General features: G+C 42.2%; 15 protein-coding genes and 5 tRNA genes. 4 read left to right on the top strand and 16 right to left on the bottom strand.

The features are described 5' to 3' along the window. Positions 1 to 64: 64 nt before the first annotated feature. From BGM23_RS20950 to adaA, 4 genes are all read right to left on the bottom strand, one after another. The gene (locus BGM23_RS20950) at positions 65 to 2,677 is read right to left on the bottom strand and encodes a DUF2309 domain-containing protein (protein WP_029726933.1); all 2,613 of its coding nucleotides are present in this window, start codon (positions 2,675 to 2,677) and stop codon (positions 65 to 67) included. A gap of 14 nt (positions 2,678 to 2,691) precedes the next feature. Then, the gene (locus BGM23_RS20955; protein ID WP_029726932.1) at positions 2,692 to 4,209 is read right to left on the bottom strand and encodes an NADH dehydrogenase subunit 5; all 1,518 of its coding nucleotides are present in this window, start codon (positions 4,207 to 4,209) and stop codon (positions 2,692 to 2,694) included. A gap of 518 nt (positions 4,210 to 4,727) precedes the next feature. Beyond that, positions 4,728 to 5,267, bottom strand: a complete 540-nt coding sequence (adaB, locus tag BGM23_RS20960) for a methylated-DNA--[protein]-cysteine S-methyltransferase (protein WP_029726931.1) — start codon at positions 5,265 to 5,267, stop codon at positions 4,728 to 4,730. Beyond that, positions 5,254 to 5,889: a bifunctional transcriptional activator/DNA repair enzyme AdaA gene (gene adaA / locus BGM23_RS20965; RefSeq protein WP_029726930.1), complete on the bottom strand. Its 636-nt coding sequence runs from the start codon at positions 5,887 to 5,889 to the stop codon at positions 5,254 to 5,256. Before adaA ends, adaB begins: the two co-directional genes overlap by 14 nt. A 272-nt stretch (positions 5,890 to 6,161) precedes the next feature. On the opposite strand from adaA, the gene alkA reads away from it, so the two are divergent. Beyond that, complete coding sequence (gene alkA / locus BGM23_RS20970) at positions 6,162 to 7,073, top strand: DNA-3-methyladenine glycosidase II (RefSeq protein WP_029726929.1); 912 nt, start codon at positions 6,162 to 6,164, stop codon at positions 7,071 to 7,073. 280 nt (positions 7,074 to 7,353) lie between these two features. Here the strand turns inward: alkA and BGM23_RS21985 are convergent, their stop codons facing one another. The 12 genes from BGM23_RS21985 to BGM23_RS21025 form a co-directional block, all read right to left on the bottom strand. Beyond that, the gene (locus BGM23_RS21985) at positions 7,354 to 7,494 is read right to left on the bottom strand and encodes a hypothetical protein (protein ID WP_015252961.1); all 141 of its coding nucleotides are present in this window, start codon (positions 7,492 to 7,494) and stop codon (positions 7,354 to 7,356) included. A 46-nt stretch (positions 7,495 to 7,540) separates the two neighbouring features. Further along, positions 7,541 to 9,343 (bottom strand): glutamine--fructose-6-phosphate transaminase (isomerizing), encoded by a 1,803-nt coding sequence (gene glmS / locus BGM23_RS20975; RefSeq protein ID WP_015252962.1) that lies wholly within the window; start codon positions 9,341 to 9,343, stop codon positions 7,541 to 7,543. Between the two features lie 433 nt (positions 9,344 to 9,776). Beyond that, positions 9,777 to 11,123 (bottom strand): phosphoglucosamine mutase, encoded by a 1,347-nt coding sequence (glmM, locus tag BGM23_RS20980; RefSeq protein WP_014478651.1) that lies wholly within the window; start codon positions 11,121 to 11,123, stop codon positions 9,777 to 9,779. Between the two features lie 18 nt (positions 11,124 to 11,141). Further along, positions 11,142 to 12,593 carry a CdaA regulatory protein CdaR gene (gene cdaR / locus BGM23_RS20985; protein ID WP_029726928.1) on the bottom strand — a complete coding sequence of 484 codons (1,452 nt, stop codon included), beginning with the start codon at positions 12,591 to 12,593 and terminating at the stop codon, positions 11,142 to 11,144. Beyond that, positions 12,586 to 13,407 carry a diadenylate cyclase CdaA gene (gene cdaA, locus BGM23_RS20990; protein WP_003223651.1) on the bottom strand — a complete coding sequence of 274 codons (822 nt, stop codon included), beginning with the start codon at positions 13,405 to 13,407 and terminating at the stop codon, positions 12,586 to 12,588. Before cdaA ends, cdaR begins: the two co-directional genes overlap by 8 nt. A gap of 160 nt (positions 13,408 to 13,567) precedes the next feature. After that, positions 13,568 to 14,194: an anti-sigma-W factor RsiW gene (gene rsiW / locus BGM23_RS20995; RefSeq protein ID WP_015252964.1), complete on the bottom strand. Its 627-nt coding sequence runs from the start codon at positions 14,192 to 14,194 to the stop codon at positions 13,568 to 13,570. 13 nt (positions 14,195 to 14,207) lie between these two features. Then, on the bottom strand, positions 14,208 to 14,771 hold the full coding sequence (gene sigW, locus BGM23_RS21000; protein ID WP_014478649.1) for an RNA polymerase sigma factor SigW: 564 nt from the start codon (positions 14,769 to 14,771) through the stop codon (positions 14,208 to 14,210). Positions 14,772 to 15,001: 230 nt separating this feature from the next. After that, positions 15,002 to 15,073 (bottom strand) — tRNA-Gln (locus BGM23_RS21005). Positions 15,074 to 15,077: 4 nt separating this feature from the next. Beyond that, positions 15,078 to 15,162, bottom strand: a tRNA-Tyr gene (locus BGM23_RS21010). A 22-nt stretch (positions 15,163 to 15,184) separates the two neighbouring features. Beyond that, positions 15,185 to 15,257: transfer RNA gene (locus BGM23_RS21015), tRNA-Thr, on the bottom strand. A gap of 4 nt (positions 15,258 to 15,261) precedes the next feature. Then, a tRNA-Val gene (locus BGM23_RS21020) sits at positions 15,262 to 15,337 on the bottom strand. A 3-nt stretch (positions 15,338 to 15,340) separates the two neighbouring features. Further along, a tRNA-Glu gene (locus BGM23_RS21025) sits at positions 15,341 to 15,415 on the bottom strand. 179 nt (positions 15,416 to 15,594) lie between these two features. On the opposite strand from BGM23_RS21025, the gene BGM23_RS21030 reads away from it, so the two are divergent. The 3 genes from BGM23_RS21030 (at position 15,595) to murQ (ending at position 17,569) form a co-directional block, all read left to right on the top strand. Next, complete coding sequence (locus BGM23_RS21030) at positions 15,595 to 16,050, top strand: 2-thiouracil desulfurase family protein (RefSeq protein ID WP_003234960.1); 456 nt, start codon at positions 15,595 to 15,597, stop codon at positions 16,048 to 16,050. Between the two features lie 12 nt (positions 16,051 to 16,062). Then, on the top strand, positions 16,063 to 16,545 hold the full coding sequence (locus BGM23_RS21035) for a GNAT family protein (protein ID WP_029726927.1): 483 nt from the start codon (positions 16,063 to 16,065) through the stop codon (positions 16,543 to 16,545). 109 nt (positions 16,546 to 16,654) lie between these two features. After that, positions 16,655 to 17,569: an N-acetylmuramic acid 6-phosphate etherase gene (murQ, locus tag BGM23_RS21040; protein WP_029726926.1), complete on the top strand. Its 915-nt coding sequence runs from the start codon at positions 16,655 to 16,657 to the stop codon at positions 17,567 to 17,569. Positions 17,570 to 17,571 lie beyond the last annotated feature (2 nt).

Genomic DNA, 17,571 nt, shown 5'->3' on the forward strand with positions numbered 1-17,571 from the left:
TTCCTTATGTTTATCATTTTTATTTTGAATAACAAATCCATTTGATAAATGCTTAGATTCATCATTACCAGCTTTCCCAACATCCTTCTGGATCAAGACTAGCCAGTCGGACCCATCCATTTTGAACTTTTTGCAGAAATGCTGAATCATTATTTAATAACCGTTCTACATATTCTCTAGGTGCTTGGATGAGTATCAATAAACGAAGAGGAGAATGATAGGCCTCGTGATCTGATTCCATGACGGATTGCCAAGGCAGTCCGGCTAACAAATCGCTTGCATTCCCCTGCATAACGCCGAGACCTGCAGTAACGGTTTGAGTTGCTTTATTTCCGCTGCCATAATAATGAGGTGCTACCGTTGATGCGTAATATTGTAAATTAATCCATTGGGCTACAGTTCCAGGTCCTGCAATAATATTTGCTAGGAGTTCACCGCTTTCATCCTGCTTCCAATCATAATTATGGAGAAAGGCTCTGCCTTCCAAATCACAATCCTGAGTTAGTTCACGTTTACCGATAATAAAAGCGGCATTACGAGCCAGTCCCCATTCCGGACGTATCTCACTCCAATCTTCCGCAAATCGGTTTGCCTCAGCCTTCGGATTTTTTAGCTTCGATTGGAAATTCGGTAATTGGGCTAGACGTTCTGCGTTTACATGATGTCTCACTTTCGGCATAACGGCTTCAATTTGTTCAAATGCTTCTTGTGCAGCTTCGGAAAGCTCTGGTACATAAAGCCAATGTAATTCATCTACTGTTGTATTATGTTCAGCTGCTGCAAAAACCGTATCCTCAGGAATTTTAATTCCTTCAGCTAAAAGAGCTTCTCGTACCTCTGATAGATTACATAAAGCAGCTAAAACTCTTGCATTGAATCCACCGGCCGCTCCACCGCAGGCACCACAATCAAGGGCTGCAGAATAAGGATTATTAGTGCTTTGACTGCCATGCCCGCAAATTACGACCAATGGTGCGATGTTCTCTGTTAACCCCATCATTTTTAATGCTTGGCGAGCATAGTTCACTTTTTCTTCATCAGTAAAACCCACAGGTATTTCTGCCTCTGTAGCATCATGATGAAGCGAGAGTTTTGTATCAGGTTTGCGTAACCAAGCCTCACGGAGATTACGAATGAAACGACCCGCCTTTCTTGGCACAAAGCTACGGGCTGCCATTTGCAGAGTAAGCCAAGGTCCGCTTAGCTCAGGCAGTAGTAAGCTCGAAAGCGCATTCTGCTTCATCGTTTTAAAGGTATGGCTTAAAGAATGAATTGCTTGCTTCCGTTGATTGTATTTTTTGAATACATCCTCATCTGCGAACTCTTTTATTTTATATTGCGGTTTTTGTATGATCGGCAAGGAAGCATGACTGTGTTTACTGCCAAGTTCACAAGTTGCAATTGGCACCCCGAAGAAACCAGCAATACCAATCGTTTCAAACGGACCTTCTTTTTCTAGTTGACGACGAAAAGGTTCTGATCGTACATCGATGCAGAATGCTAATTGAGCTAATGCAGATTTTTCACCGCCGGTTTCACGTTGTTTCGAGATGATCTTCTGGCTTAATCGATCAGTGTACGTTTGTTCCCAAGCTTCTAACCAAAGTTTCTTGCGAAGTTTCTCATCAAAGCTGTAGGCAAATGATAAATATTCGTTTTGTTCAATGGCCGTCATCTGTGACCATTCTTCTAATGTATGCCCACCCCAATGAATCCAAGCTGCTATAAGGGGAGCAATTGAAATTGTTTTCTTAGATCGTTCATTCAAAGGTAAGTATGGCTTTATAAGAGCCCACTCCATGGATATTCGAACCGCTAAGTATTCTGTTAGGAGTGCATGTTCGTGGCTCGATTGCTGGGAGCGCCAAAGCATCATCCCTGCCCATCCAGGTAATGAAAGTAAATGACCTTCAAGATAAGTCTGGATTTCTGACTCTGGGATTTCTAGTGCGAATAAGGCTTCCTGTAAAGCCAAATGTGCCTCTTTCGGCCAACCTTTTAACCTTTCTCGCTGCTTTTTACTAAGTGCTGGATCATATTGAATGAGATGCTGCCAAGCACGATAGAAACCTTCCTCACGATTAGGCATTGTCCAGCCTGCTTGAGAGTCATCAAGATATAATTTACTCCATTTAATGACATGATGATCTAGTATATTGACTAGCCTTTCACCATCTTGATTCTCTATATACGAACTTAGTGGCTGCATAAACACATTCTCGATATGATCCAATCCACTACATTCACCTACTAATTTCTCCAGCTCATGTGATGATAAAAGGTCGGAAGGCAGGGGATCTAACTTTAATGCAGCATGACAAAATCGCTCTGCCACGTCCCGTGGAATGTGATAGGAATGTGAATCAAGCCAACGCTGCAGCCCCATTTCCACAAAATCTTCATCAATCTCACCTTTATTCTTTGCTGAACGGATCATAGACGCACTAGGGTATATATCAACATCACGAGTGTTTTTCAACCAACTTGCAACCTGATCAAAAGGTTGGTTTTCAAGTCCCATCCACGGATTACGTGCAGCAAATGTAGAAATAGGCCAAAGTGGCGCAATCACTCGGCTGGCAGATGTAATGAAAACGTTAAGATCCCTTTCTTGAACATCAATATCTGTATCTATCTTGTTTACATTATCTTTCGTTAATACGGATGTAATGCCCATCTCAGATTAGCTCCTTATGAAATATATTGTTTAAGGTAGTCTGGGTGACTCTCTACTGACTTTGGTTTTGCTTCACCTAATCGAACTAACCAAAGATAGAGTACCGCGAAAAAAACGGAAGAACGATGACGAGCAACCCACGTACCTAAAGCACTGCCAAATAGTAAGAGACATACGACAATCATGACAGCTGACATTGGAGGTTGAACACTTTGAAAAATGGTTGTATGCAGCCACTTATAGAAAAGGTGATGAATGATAAAATATACGAGGGCTGCTCCTCCTAAAACAGTTAAGCCGACAATTCGGCCAATTCGGCCCTCTCCAAAAGCGACAAGCTGATTCCAAGAAACGGACAATGACCACCCTAAGATCAGCGCACTAATGAATTGAGATCCCTCTCCAGGAGCAGCGAGCCAAAAAGCAACACCTATAACTAAGGATAAAATCCGACCAGCCATGATCCATAAATAGGATGTTCTTTCATTAGTGCGAGCCGATACTTCATGACGCCCTACTGCTGAACCAGCTTGTAGAAACAACGTAGCTTTGAATAAACCATGTAAAATAAGATGAATAATGGCTGCTATATAGGCGCCTAATGCACACTGAATGAGCATAAACCCCATTTGTCCAATCGTGGAGCCTACTAACTGGCGTTTATAATCAACCTGAACTAAACTAATTCCAGTTCCAATCAATACAGAAATGCTAGCAAGCAGAAGTAAGATAATCGAAGCGATACCACCATGAAATAGAGGTGAAAATCGAGTTAGTATTATTCCTCCAGCATTTACTAAACCTGCATGCATAATTGCAGAAACTGGGGTGGGAGCAACAATAGACTCAACCAACCATCTTTGGAACGGCCATTGAGCTGCAGGAATGATCACCGCCAGTACAATCAATAGCTGAATCCCTGTTCTCTCCCATTCTCCCAGCCCAGCTAAACTTTCATTTGTTACAACCAATGATAGCTGCCATTGACCTGTGGCATGAAAAAGCCACATCATCGCAAAAAACAAAGAAAACCAACTTAACAAAAATAACCGGCCAGAAATTTTGGCTGCTTCACTAGCCACTTGCCAAGCACTGTTTAACCTAATAAGTAAGGTTAATCCAACAAGAGTCGCTCCCCAAAATAGAACCATCAAGCGGAGATCACCACTTAACCATGTCATTGAAGCAGCTCCTGTTGTGAAAGTAAAAAGCGTAAAATATTTTCGATAAGATCGATCCCCCATTAAGTAACGTACAGAAAAACGCTGAATGATGAATCCAATTGCAAGAACAAAGAAAGTCATTAAACAAGCTAAGGAATCTAAGTGCCAAGGGCCAACATTTCCACTCACACCACTATTGGCAAGAATCAGTAAGGAAACCAAAAGTGGTAAAGCCAAGATCCCAATATGAATGCGAACAAAACTCAAGGGTACTCGCGGATGTAAAAACAATAGTCCACTAATCCCAGAAGCCATAAGCATAATAAAAAATAATGTTAATAATGATGACAAACTCAGCGAAACTAACATTCTAAATTCTCCCTTTTTTAAAACTCATTATTGGTCAAAAGACCTTTCAATCAGATCATATTTGTCTATTATTTATTTCAATTTTTATTTATCTCTATTTTTTTCCAACAAAAAAGCCGACAACTTCAAAATTTCAATGATTATGTTAGATCATTGAATCCTGAAAATTGTCGGCTTCACTTCAACTAACTTCAGCGAAGTTTTTTGAAGTGCTACCTTATTATTGGTCTTTACTTTATGCTATGTTTTCATTTCCTTTAATATAGTCCTGATTATCAAATAAATCGACTATGTTCTCTTCCTTTTTTATTAGGATACTTTTTCATCCTATCAATATTTAAAATTAAATATGAAAAGAATGCTAAAGGCCTACATATTTTAAAAGGAAAAATAAACATCTGCATCGATTTATTAAGTTACGTATAAGATATGCTAAATTTTAAAAGTTGTCAAGTTTATCAGTAAACTGGTCTTTACTTTCCTCTAAAAGAATCCAACCCATTATAGATGATTCACTTTCAATGAGGAACATCCATTTCAGATGAAGCTCGCTTTTCCAGATCGAGGAGCAGTGTCTTCATTTCAAATCCGCCCCGATAGCCAGTTAATGAGCCATTCTTTCCTATTACACGATGGCACGGTACAGTAATTAATACCGGATTAGCCCCAATAGCCGCACCTACAGCACGAACAGCTGCTGGTTTATTTATATCATTTGCAATGTCGGAATAGGATTTCGTCTGTCCATAAGGAATTTCACAAAGTGCATTCCAGACGGCTAGCTGAAATTGCGTACCGGCGTACTCAACTGGAACAGTAAAGTTTTTCCGCTTTCCTTCTAGATATTGAGTGATTTCAACAGCATAGGGTTCAAGCTTATCATCATCTTCAACAAGAAGACTTCCTGGAAAGCGTTTCTTAGCCCATTCGAACAATTCCTCGATTGGTTTGTTCTGTGAACCTACAAACACAAGCCCCTTTAAAGTTGAAGCAATATAAAAATTCCAATTCTTGAACATTAGTAAAGACCAATAAAGGGTTGGTTTATTTGTTTCCATTGTACGTTTCCTCCATTTTACTCATTTGACGAAATTGTGCTGGTGTCTGTCCAGTTTTCTTTTTAAATAAAGTAATAAAATAAGGCGCGTTAGCTATACCCACACATATAGCGATATCTCCAATCGATTTATTTGTCTGAATCAAATACTTTTTAGCCGCGTGTACTCTAACTTGTTGTATATACTCAACCAGCGTAATGCCTTTAATCTTTTTAAATGTTCGATGCATATGATACGGACTCCCATGACAAATATCTGCTAACGATTCTAGCGTTAATTTTTCTGTGAAATTTTTATCAATGTATTCAGTAATTAAATCAACCCACTCGCTATCAGGCATTTTTTCATTAGTGGGCTTGCAACGTTTACAAGGGCGAAAATTTGCGCGGAGAGCTTGTTCTGCGTTTGGAAAAATGCATACATTTTCTTTTTTCGGAACACGAGATTTACAGGATGGTTTACAGAATACCCCTTTCGACTTTACAGCGTAGAAAAATTGATTATTGTACGCTGCATCATTATTTATAATTGCTTGCCACTTTTCATCTGTTATCATTTCTACATCATTCGAAATTCTATGATCATGGCTCTCTTTATGTCCGTTATTGATACTATCCGGCATTTATCTCACCTCTCCTTACATGGCTCATCTAATTCATTTTGAATTGAATCCCAATTTAAATTTTCGACACGCGTTTTTTATATCTTGGGCCATTTTTATCTACTCCCGTTTAGCATTCTTGATAACTACACTATAACCTCATAAATAGAAAAAAATAAGATGGTTAGAATGTAATAGCAAGATAACAAAATGAGTAAAGATGATTATGTGATAAACTAATTTCAACCAGCGTGAGTTTTCTTATAATTATTTAAGATAAGGAGAATGAAAAAGTGGCATGGCATGAAGTCAATGATGTTATTGTCATTACATTACCTGAAATTTTCGACATGAATGCGAACCTAGGCTACCTAACCAGGGAAAAAAATGAATGCATGTATGAAATAGAGAACAATATCATTACAAAAGTTATAGCCATTGGGGAAATTCGGTCCTTAGTGCAGGTAAGCGTAATCAATAATAAACAAATGATTGTTCAATTCCTAAACGATTCTAGACCTGTTGAGCAGTGGAAACGGGAAGAGATTGTAAAATATATTCATGAATGGTTTGATCTTGATAACGATTTAACTCCATTTTATGAATTGGCAAAAGCAGATCCATTACTTAAAATGCCTGCCCGAAAATTTTATGGGTTGCGAGTGATCGGCATTCCCGATTTATTTGAAGCTTTATGTTGGGGAGTTTTAGGACAACAAATTAACTTAGCCTTCGCGTACTCCTTAAAGAAGCAATTTGTAGAAGCATTTGGCGATTCTATTGAATGGAATGGTAAAAAGTATTGGGTGTTCCCACCGTACGAACGAATTGCACGGTTAACCCCTACCGACCTGGCAGATATTAAAATGACGGTAAAAAAAAGTGAATATATCATTGGAATAGCCAGATTAATGGCAAGTGGAGAATTATCGAGGGAAAAATTAATGAAAATGAACTTTAAAGATGCTGAAAAAAACTTAATTAAAATACGAGGAATCGGTCCTTGGACAGCCAATTATGTTCTAATGCGCTGCCTTAGGTTCCCGACAGCTTTTCCAATCGATGATGTGTGTCTAATTCGTTCGATAAAAATATTACGTAATATGAATCGAAAGCCTACGAAAGATGAAATCTTAGAAATATCGTTTTCATGGAAAAAATGGGAGTCATACGCTACCTTTTATTTATGGCGTGTCCTTTACTGAATCATTTCAACTTAAACCGGAATGTACTAAATAAAAAAAGGATGAACTTTAAAACCTAATCTCACAAGTACATTGTAAGTGCGACTTCTAGAATTCTTTTGCCTTTATTAATTGACAATAAAAAAACACGTTATCATTCCAATAGGCTCTTCGATTTTCGGATTTCTAGCATGCTAAATTCCAACTGCTATCAAAAGCGTATCTTAATGAGGAACTGCTCTCTTATATCTGTATTAACATCAGAAAACTCAGTTAGGCAAAAGCAGTTTCTCTCCAAGTCTTAATGACTTTTAACCTCGTTAACCGACCTAATGTGGAAACATCTTAAATCTATAGCCATGGCCGATAGATAGTCGAGTCCTGTAGCATCACCTTCTTTAATCCATTTTTCCACTGTAGACGTTCTTTCTCTTTTGGACATAAAAACACCCCTTTAGACAATCTTATCCAAAGGGGTTAAACATTTATTACTCCACAGTAACACTCTTCGCAAGGTTACGCGGTTTATCAACATCACAGCCGCGATGCAGTGCAGCATAGTAAGCGATCAGCTGCAATGGAACAACAGATACCAACGGAGCAAGTGCTGGGTTTACTTCCGGCAGTACGAATCTGTCATCCGCATCGTCTAGGCCTTTCAGTGAGATGATGCATGTGTTTGCTCCGCGAGCGGCAACTTCTTTGACGTTTCCGCGGATGCTTAGGTTTACGTGCTCTTGAGTTGCCAGTGCGAATACTGGTGTTCCTTGTTCGATCAAGGCAATCGTTCCGTGCTTTAGCTCACCGCCGGCAAAACCTTCTGCCTGGATGTAAGAAATCTCTTTCAGCTTCAGTGCGCCTTCGACACATACGAAGTAGTCAAGGCCGCGTCCGATGAAGAAAGCGTTTCTGGATACAGTCAGGTATTCACGGGCGATCATTTCCATTTCGTCTTTCTGGTCGCATAGAGCTTCCATTGCGTTTGCAGCGATACCGAGTTCTTTGACGAGGTCAAATCCGATATCGATGCCGTTTTTGTCAGCAGCCACAGAAGCAAGAACCGCAAGAACTGCAATTTGTGCAGTGTATGCTTTCGTTGACGCAACAGCGATCTCAGGGCCTGCATGAAGCAGCAATGTATAGTCAGCTTCACGAGAAAGCGTTGATCCAGGTACGTTTGTGATTGTCAGGGCTTTGTGTCCGAGTGCTTTGACTTGAACGAGAACCGCGCGGCTGTCTGCTGTTTCTCCGCTTTGAGAAAGGAAAATGAAGAGCGGTTTCTTAGACAGAAGCGGCATGTTGTAGGAGAATTCACTCGCTACATGCACTTCAACCGGCACGTTTGCCCACATTTCAATATATTGTTTACCGACAAGTCCTGCATGGTAGCTTGTTCCGCAGCCAATGATATAGATGCGGTCCGCTTCCGCTACAGCGGCAGCGATATCACCAGGCACAGACAGCTTGCCGTTTTCATCTTGATACGTTTGGATGATTTTGCGCATAACAACAGGCTGCTCATCCGTTTCTTTCAACATGTAGTGAGGGTACGTGCCTTTTTCGATATCACTGGCATCAAGCTCAGCAATATAAGACGCACGTGTAATCACGTCACCATCAAGGTTTTTGATGACAACTTGGTCATCAGTGACGATAACCATTTCTTTATCCATCAGCTCAACATATTCGTTGGTTACTTGAAGCATCGCCATTGCATCAGATGCTACGACGTTGAATGTATCTCCAAGACCTACTAATAGAGGGCTTTTGTTTTTCGCTACAAAAATCGTTTCTCTGTTGTCGTTATCGAATAAAGCAATTGCATAAGAGCCTTTTAACAGTGTAAGTGTTTTACGGAACGCTTCTTCTGTCTCAAGTCCTCCATTGACGAATTGCTCGATTACTTGAACGACTACTTCTGTATCGGTGTCACTTTTGAGCTCTACATCTTGCAAATACTCTTGCTTCAGCTGAACATAGTTCTCGATCACGCCGTTATGAACAAGTGTAAAGCGGCCCAGTGCGCTTTGATGCGGGTGAGCGTTCAGATAGCTTGGTTCGCCGTGTGTAGCCCAGCGAGTATGCCCAATTCCGGCTTTCGCCTCTACATTGGCATCCACAACTTCACGAAGATCTGCAATGCGTCCTTTTTCTTTGAACACATGGATTCCCTGTTCGTTGGCAACAGCAATACCAGCAGAGTCATAACCGCGATACTCAAGCTTCTCTAACCCTTTTAATAAAATTTCCTTCGCATCAAGCTGACCGATATAACCTACGATTCCACACATATTTTTCTTCCTCCTAAGATTGTAAAAGGAGACGAAGAAAGTCAAATTTCAAGGGGACTTTCAATCGTCCCCTCCTACATGTTTTTTGGAAGATCATGTGATTTCTCTTTGTTCAAGGAGTCACCCCCTTGGTTTGAAGAAATCCTTACGGCTGTGATCTGCACACTCAGCCGGGAGGCATCCGCCGAAAATTCGATAACCTCCATCCTCGTCAACTAAGCCTTTTTCCGGGCGCTTAGTTCGGGCGCTATAATTATAGGTAAAGCAATAATCCCGTCTTCTTTTCCTATTGAGAAAATAAGAACAAGACAAGCTTGATTTTACAACATGTGGCATAAACGGTCAATTGTTTTTTAAACAACTTTGCCGTATGTCTCACAATTATCTTATGTAAACCTCGCTTGTCTTGTTCACTCTCTGATAATAGACTTCGTTACTCTAATCCCATTTCTGACCGGACGACTTCAACAATGCGATTGACATACTCATCGCACAGCTCTTTCGTCTTCGCTTCAGCCATGACACGGACGAGCGGTTCAGTTCCTGAAGGGCGCACCAAAATCCGGCCGTCGCCGTTCATTTCTTTTTCAACTTCAGAAATAACTGCTTTTACTTTTTCATTTTCTTCAACTTTATATTTATCAGTCACTCTCACATTGACTAACAGCTGCGGGAACTTCTGCATTTCAGCTGCAAGCTCTGACAGTGGCTTGCCTGTGGCTTTCAAAGTGTTCATCAGCATAATAGCAGACAATAATCCGTCCCCTGTCGTGTTGTAATCAAGGAAAATAAGATGTCCTGACTGCTCTCCGCCGACGTTGTAGCCGTCTTTTTTCATTGCTTCTACTACGTAGCGGTCGCCGACAGCTGTCTGTACGCTTTTGATGCCTTCTTTTTCGAGCGCCTTATAGAAGCCGAGGTTGCTCATCACGGTTGAAACCAAAGTATCATCCTTTAAACGGCCCTCTGATTTCAGGTGTTTTGAGCATATGTACATGATTTGGTCGCCGTCTACAATATTTCCTTTTTCATCGACAGCAATCAGGCGGTCGCCGTCACCGTCGAATGCAAGGCCGAGATCCGCGTTTTTCTCTTTGACAAACGCGCTGAGCGCTTCGGGATGAGTCGAACCGACGCCGTCATTAATGTTTAATCCGTTCGGGGAAGTCCCCATTGTAGAAACATCTGCATCTAAATCAGCAAACAGGTGTGTCGCCAAGGATGATGTTGCGCCATGGGCACAGTCCAATGCCACATGAATGCCTGTGAAATCTTCATCAGCTGTCTGTTTTAAGAATTGCAGATATTTTTGTCCGCCTTCAAAATAATCGTTTACAAGTCCAAGGTCTGCTCCGACAGGTCTTGGCAGCTTATCCTCAGGTTCGTCCATCAGGCGCTCAATTTCAGCCTCTTGTTCATCAGAAAGCTTAAATCCATCTCCCCCAAAGAATTTGATGCCGTTATCCTGCACTGGGTTATGAGAAGCGGAAATCATGACGCCCGCCTCTGCATCCATCGCTTTTGTCAAATAAGATACACCTGGTGTAGAAATGACACCTAGGCGCATGACTTCTGCGCCAATGGATAAAAGTCCGGCGACAAGGGCTCCCTCCAGCATATGGCCGGAGATGCGTGTATCGCGGCCTATCAGCACTTTTGGACGTTGTTTGTCTTTTGTCAGCACATAACCGCCGAAACGTCCGACTTTAAAGGCCAGCTCAGGTGTAAGCTCACTATTGGCGACACCTCTTACACCGTCTGTTCCAAAATACTTGCCCATTTTATAATCGCTCCTTTTTTATTCCGATGAGGATGAATTCGCAGTGGATTCATCCTCATCCTGATCTTGGTTTTGATCTTTATTTTCGTCTTGGTTTTGATCGTTGCTGTTTTTATCAGTGTTCTTTGTATCTTCTTGCTGATTGTTCTTTTGATCATTTGTTTGTTTATCTGTGTCATCCTGGTTCCCTGATGTATTGCTGCTGTTATCATTCGTTGATGTATTGCTTTTCTTAGACGTCAGCTTGATTTTGGCGTTTTTCCGCCCCAAGGACCAAGTTACATTCTGTGGCCCGTTCACTTCAAGCTTCACGCTATGCTCCCCGTCCTCTAAATCTGAAACATTCACATACAATTCAATATCTGATTTTTTCAGCTTTTTTATATTCGTGGGAGAGCCTTTAGCCGTTACATCTATCGCTTGTGATTCAGGATCAAGAAATTCAATGTTTTGTGAGCTGCTCAGCCCTACAGTCTTGATAGGGACATTCTCGAACTTCTGATCCGCTTCACTATCGACTTCTATATGCAAAGTCACCTTTGACGGTGAGATTTTTTTGACACCGTCAGGAAGCGGAATATCTGCCTCGATATCGGAATCCTTGTTAATTTTACTTAAATCTAAGCTGACGCCGTCAATAAATTCAAGAGAATCCAACACATCCTGTGAGCCGTAAACCGTTACCTCACTGGGGCTTGATTCAATATTCGCTATGCTGACACCGTCAGGAAGGCTTCCTGTCCGTTCAATTTTAAAGGGCACTTTTTTACTCGGGCTTGTCACCGGAACGGTAATCTTGATGACCGAGGGCTCCACGTCGACAGGAAGCGCGTTTCCGTCTTTATCATAGACAGTCACTTTCGCTTCCTTTTCAATCGTTTCATCTGCGTTTTCCAAATTCACTGAAGCTTTTACAAGAGAAATATTATCGATCACATTTTTCGATCCGGTAATCTGCACATTTTTCGGACTGACAATCGGCTGCTCCGGAGAATAGCCTTTTTTCATCTTGCTTTTGTTGTAGTACTCCACTTCTACGGGAAAACTTTTGGTCGTCCGTTCCTGAATGGTCACTGTCGTAACAGACGGATTAATTGAGATTGTCAGCCCATCCGACACGTTTTTGGCCTTAAGCTCAACCTTATGTGTGCCGGTTTTCAAATGTTCCATATCGGCATATATTTCAAAGTTTTTGGTCTGCCGAGCCTTTTTCACGGCGCTTGTCGAGCCTTTTATCGTGACATTAACCGTTTGCGGAACACCCGTCACGACGTAATTTTCATCATCATAATACGCTTTAACCGGAATATCAGTCAGAGTTGCTTCATCAGTTGTTGATGTCGGAAAGAAAGATTCACCCGGTTTTTTTGGAGTCGGTGCTTGGTTGCTGTTAACCGCCACATAAAGCAAGAGCGCGAAAAGCAGAGCAATGATTTTCACAGCCCAGCGGTTGTTTAAGAATTTATCCATTTTTCTTGCCCCTCCAATACCAGCGGTTAGAAGAAGTGTCTCTGGTGTTTTTCTTAAACTCGGCTTCAAGCATTTCTTTCAGCGCTTCTTCTGTAAGCTCTCTGTGAAGGTCGCCGTTCTTTGCCACACTGACGCCGCCGGTCTCTTCAGACACAATAATCGTCAAACTGTCTGTTACTTCACTGATACCGACAGCTGCTCTGTGCCGCGTGCCCAGTTCTTTTGAAATAAACGGGCTCTCAGAAAGCGGCAGATAACAGGCGGCCGCGGCAATTTCATTATTTTTCATAATCACCGCACCGTCATGAAGCGGGGTGTTTGGAATAAAAATATTGATCAGCAGCTCAGAGCTGACTTTGGCATTTAGTGGTATGCCGGTCTCAATATAATCCCCCATTCCAGTATCCCGCTCAATGGTCAGCAGGGCGCCTATACGGCGTTTCGCCATATAATTGATCGCTTTTGTAATGGCCTCAATCGTTTTCTGCTGCGCTTCTTCAACAGGCGTGCCGCTCCTCGAAAAAAAGCGGCCGCGGCCTAGCTGTTCAAGCGCTCTTCTCAGCTCAGGCTGAAAAATAATAATAATTGCTAAAAATCCCCATGTTATCGCTTGGTCCATCAGCCATTGAAGTGTGCTGAGGCCCAAATATTGGCTGGCCATACGAACAAGCACGATGACTACAATTCCTTTTAACAGCTGAACCGCTTTCGTGCCGCGTATCACCATAATCAATTTATATATCACATACCAAACAAGGAGAATATCAACGGCATTGCCGAGGTACTGCAAAAAAGGGATATCCTCAAAAGCCATTTCCTCGTCCTCCAAGATTTCAGTCATTTCGTATTTTGTGTTTTACGTGTTACGCATATGTACTTTACATAGCGAGCCCATTATACCACATTTCGATTTAGCAAGTGAAATGTGCCAGCCCTCTCAGCCCGCAAAAAAAGAGCAAAGCGGCTAACGCGCTTTACTCTTCTCCGTTCGGACTGAATGCATCGAGTACACTTTTCCCCGCAGACTTCATCTTGTACCATGTCCAGTCGAATAATTGATTGATTTCTTCAATCTGACCGGTGACTTGTCCAGCAGAGGCCATATACTTTTCGCCGTTTACGACGGTTACATCCCCGTCTATTTTGCCTTTAATAATCAGCTTGCCGTTTTTAACAGTGACATCGCCTTTGACCGTCTCACCTTCTGGCACGGTTACAGTATGGTTATGAACCACAAGATTCGGCTGCTTGGACACGCTGAAATTGTGGTCATTATGCCAGCTGTTAAAAAAACCCCCGCCCATCAAAATGATGAATACCGCAGCAGCTGCGATAACGGGATGGGTTCTGAACCATCTTTTTACAGAAGCTCTTTTCTTCTCCTTAGGCAATTTTGCCATGACATTAGCGGTAAAATCCGCGGGGGCTTCGACATGCGATGTGCTCCGTACGAGCGCTATGGATTTCTCCATCTCGTAAAAATGCTTTCTGCATTTCTCGCATGTCTCCAGATGTTCATTTAATACGTGTTCATCTTTTGGAAGGATATCTCCATCAAGATGCATATGCATAAGCTGCACAATTTGTTCAGGACAGCTCATTTCATCACCCCACTTAAAGATCCCTTAATTGTTTTCTAAGAGCCTCTCTGCCTCTGTGAATCCGCGTTTTCACAGTCCCCACAGGAATGTTTAGAATCTCCCCGATTTCAATTAATGAGAGTTCGTCAATATACTTTAATACGATGACTGTTCTGTATTTGTCAGGAAGCTTTAAAATTTTCTGCTGTATCGTGTTTGAGAGCTCCAGCGACACAACTGCATCTTCAGGCAAAACACCATCTGCGGCGATTTGAGAATACATGGTCAAGCCTTCCGTACCAGCCACCTCTGCGTCGAGGTAATAATCCGGCTTCTTTTTGCGAATGCGGTCAATGGTCAAATTGGTCGCGATTCGATAAAGCCAAGTTGAAAATTTCCGGTTAATATCAAAACTGTCGATATTAACGTACGCTCTGATGAAAGCTTCCTGTGCAATATCCTCCGCCTCATGCACATTGCCAAGCATACGGTAGCAAAGCTGATAAATTTTATCTTTGTAAATATCTACGATGTCCGCAAATGCATTCTGGTCGCCTTTTTTGACTTGTTTAATTCTTTTTTTAATCATCATTTCCATATTTATCTAACCTCTGCCTTCACCGGTCTGTATGTATACGAGCTTCGTTTCAAAAGGTTTCAATTTTTTTATAAAATAAGTTTATCAAATTTTTGGCAGGGTGTAGATGGTAATTCGTGAATAAACTACCTTAACATATTTTTAAAATTATTATACAGACTGAACAGTTAGAAGTTGGAATGATTTTTCCGAAAAGAAAAAAGACACCTTTTGATCAAAGGTGTCTGTGACTGGGCTAGCTGGATTCGAACCAACGCATGACGGAGTCAAAGTCCGTTGCCTTACCGCTTGGCTATAGCCCAATAATGGTGGAGGGGGGCAGATTCGAACTGCCGAACCCTGAGGGAGCGGATTTACAGTCCGCCGCGTTTAGCCACTTCGCTACCCCTCCACATAAAATTTTGAAAAAACAGTGCCGGCAAGAGGACTTGAACCCCCAACCTACTGATTACAAGTCAGTTGCTCTACCAATTGAGCTACACCGGCAAGATGGTGGAGGATGACGGGCTCGAACCGCCGACCCTCTGCTTGTAAGGCAGATGCTCTCCCAGCTGAGCTAATCCTCCAAATGGTGACCCGTACGGGATTCGAACCCGTGTTACCGCCGTGAAAGGGCGGTGTCTTAACCGCTTGACCAACGGGCCGTTGTGTTCTCGTCGAGCTGACAAAAGTTATTATATACAGGTCACCCCCTGTTTGTAAAGAGAAAAATTAAATTTTTTATTTTCAAACTTTTTAACTCCTTTTTTAACTGAAAAAGCCTCCCAACTAAAGCCATTTATTTTATGATAGAGACAAGCAAAGCAAGAGAGGAGAAACCAATATGATACTAGTCAGTTCTTGCCTTGGAGGCATTGAATGCAGATATAACGGCTCTCACGCAGCGTCGGAGAAAATCAGAAAACTAGTCGATGAAAAGAAAGCAGTCATGGCTTGCCCTGAACTTCTCGGCGGCTTCTCTACCCCACGCGAACCCGCAGAAATCATAGGAGGCACTGGCGAGGATGTCCTCAATGGAACAGCGAAAATCGTGACAGCTTCAGGAGAAGACGTCACAGAACTATATATGGAAGGCGCCGCGAAAACATTGGCTTACGCAAAAGAAATCAACGCTTCTGCCGTCATATTAAAAGAAAACAGTCCATCTTGCGGAAGCGGTTTTATCTATAACGGCACATTCTCTGGCAAAAAAATCACCGGCAGCGGAGTAACCGCCGCACTGTTAAAACAAGCGGGCTACCGCGTCATTTCGGAAAACGAGCTTAACGACATATTGTAAGGAGGCCACCCCATGACTCAAGACATTTCTTTATCCTTCTATAAGCCTGAACACTTGCCCGAGCTCCAATCATTCACGCTCACCAACGATGACAAACGCTTTACCTCCCTCCCGAAAGAGGTGCTGTCTCAGGCTCTGGGCATACAGGACCGATACCCGGTTGTCATCTTAAAAGACGACCTTCCAGTCGGTTTTTTCATTTTACATGCATCAAAAGAAACGCTTGCTTCCTATTCTAACAATCCATTTGCTTTACTGCTCAGCTCCCTGTCTTTAACCGCTGTGCATCACGGAAAAGGCTATGCGAAAAAAGCCATGCTTTTGCTTCCCGCTTTTGTGAGCGGATATTTTCCATGGTGCGACGAAATCATCTTGGCCGTCAATCATCTGAACATACGCGCAAAACACCTTTATATGAAAAGCGGGTTCCTTGATAAAGGACGGCGAAGAATCGGGCCGCTTGTAGAACAGTTGATCCTTCATCATTTCTTATAGTCTTAAGTGAAATAAAATTTCAAAAATTTAAAAACATAGTTGAAATATCATAACAGAAATGAATATACTGAATATTGAGATATATCATTTTAAAACAGGGGGCATCCTCATGTCAGAACCATTAAACCTTCACCGTCTTACAACGGAATCACGCAATAGTCAAACAGTTGAAATCCACAAAGCAAACACTCTCGGCATCCTTAAAATGATCAACAACGAAGATATGAAAGTCGCTGCAGCCGTTCAGGAGGTTCTCCCCGACATCAAAACAGCTGTAGACTGCGCATATGAATCGTTTCAAAATGGAGGCCGGCTCATATATACAGGCGCCGGCACAAGCGGCAGACTCGGCGTCATGGATGCTGTTGAATGTCCTCCCACCTACAGCGTAAGCCCAGATCAGGTCATCGGAATCATGGCTGGAGGCCCCGAAGCCTTTTTACAGGCAGCAGAGGGCATTGAAGACAGTGAAGAAGCAGGAGCTGAAGATTTAAGAAACATACAGCTCACTTCAAATGACACCGTCATTGCCATCGCAGCAAGCGGCCGCACACCCTACGCCGCAGGCGCCCTAAGATACGCCCGTAAAGTCGGAGCACACACCATCGCCCTTACTTGCAATGAAAATTCCGCCATCAGCAAGGATGCGGATCACAGCATTGAGGTTGTCGTCGGACCTGAGGCCATTACAGGATCAACACGTATGAAAGCCGCAACCGCACATAAAATGATTCTAAACATGATATCTACCGCTGTAATGGTCAAAATCGGCAAGGTTTACGAAAACTTGATGGTAGACGTCAACGTTAGCAACAAAAAACTAAAAGAACGCGCCATCAGCATCATCCAAAGCCTTACAAACGCTTCATACGACACAGCAAGATACACTCTGGAACAAGCCGATCATCACGTCAAAACAGCAATCGTCATGCTCAAAACAAGCACAGATCAGAAACAAGCAAAGACATTACTCGATGAAGCAAACGGTTTCATTGACAAAGCAATCGAACTTTACCATCCATGATA

Origin of the sequence: Bacillus sp. FJAT-14266 (assembly GCF_001719225.1) — a bacterium.
In the GTDB taxonomy this organism is placed as follows: domain Bacteria; phylum Bacillota; class Bacilli; order Bacillales; family Bacillaceae; genus Bacillus; species Bacillus subtilis.

What these genes read in the sequence shown, in the direction of transcription:
- rsiW (WP_015252964.1), bottom strand. Translation starts at nt 14,194, where the DNA reads ATGAGCTGTCCTGAACAAATTGTGCAGCTTATGCATATGCATCTTGAT.
- sigW (WP_014478649.1), bottom strand. Translation starts at nt 14,771, where the DNA reads ATGGAAATGATGATTAAAAAAAGAATTAAACAAGTCAAAAAAGGCGAC.
- BGM23_RS20950 (WP_029726933.1), bottom strand. Translation starts at nt 2,677, where the DNA reads ATGGGCATTACATCCGTATTAACGAAAGATAATGTAAACAAGATAGAT.
- BGM23_RS21985 (WP_015252961.1), bottom strand. Translation starts at nt 7,494, where the DNA reads ATGTCCAAAAGAGAAAGAACGTCTACAGTGGAAAAATGGATTAAAGAA.
- BGM23_RS21030 (WP_003234960.1), top strand. Translation starts at nt 15,595, where the DNA reads ATGATACTAGTCAGTTCTTGCCTTGGAGGCATTGAATGCAGATATAAC.
- adaA (WP_029726930.1), bottom strand. Translation starts at nt 5,889, where the DNA reads ATGCCGGATAGTATCAATAACGGACATAAAGAGAGCCATGATCATAGA.
- murQ (WP_029726926.1), top strand. Translation starts at nt 16,655, where the DNA reads ATGTCAGAACCATTAAACCTTCACCGTCTTACAACGGAATCACGCAAT.
- glmM (WP_014478651.1), bottom strand. Translation starts at nt 11,123, where the DNA reads ATGGGCAAGTATTTTGGAACAGACGGTGTAAGAGGTGTCGCCAATAGT.
- BGM23_RS21035 (WP_029726927.1), top strand. Translation starts at nt 16,063, where the DNA reads ATGACTCAAGACATTTCTTTATCCTTCTATAAGCCTGAACACTTGCCC.
- glmS (WP_015252962.1), bottom strand. Translation starts at nt 9,343, where the DNA reads ATGTGTGGAATCGTAGGTTATATCGGTCAGCTTGATGCGAAGGAAATT.
- cdaR (WP_029726928.1), bottom strand. Translation starts at nt 12,593, where the DNA reads ATGGATAAATTCTTAAACAACCGCTGGGCTGTGAAAATCATTGCTCTG.
- BGM23_RS20955 (WP_029726932.1), bottom strand. Translation starts at nt 4,209, where the DNA reads ATGTTAGTTTCGCTGAGTTTGTCATCATTATTAACATTATTTTTTATT.
- cdaA (WP_003223651.1), bottom strand. Translation starts at nt 13,407, where the DNA reads ATGGCTTTTGAGGATATCCCTTTTTTGCAGTACCTCGGCAATGCCGTT.
- adaB (WP_029726931.1), bottom strand. Translation starts at nt 5,267, where the DNA reads ATGGAAACAAATAAACCAACCCTTTATTGGTCTTTACTAATGTTCAAG.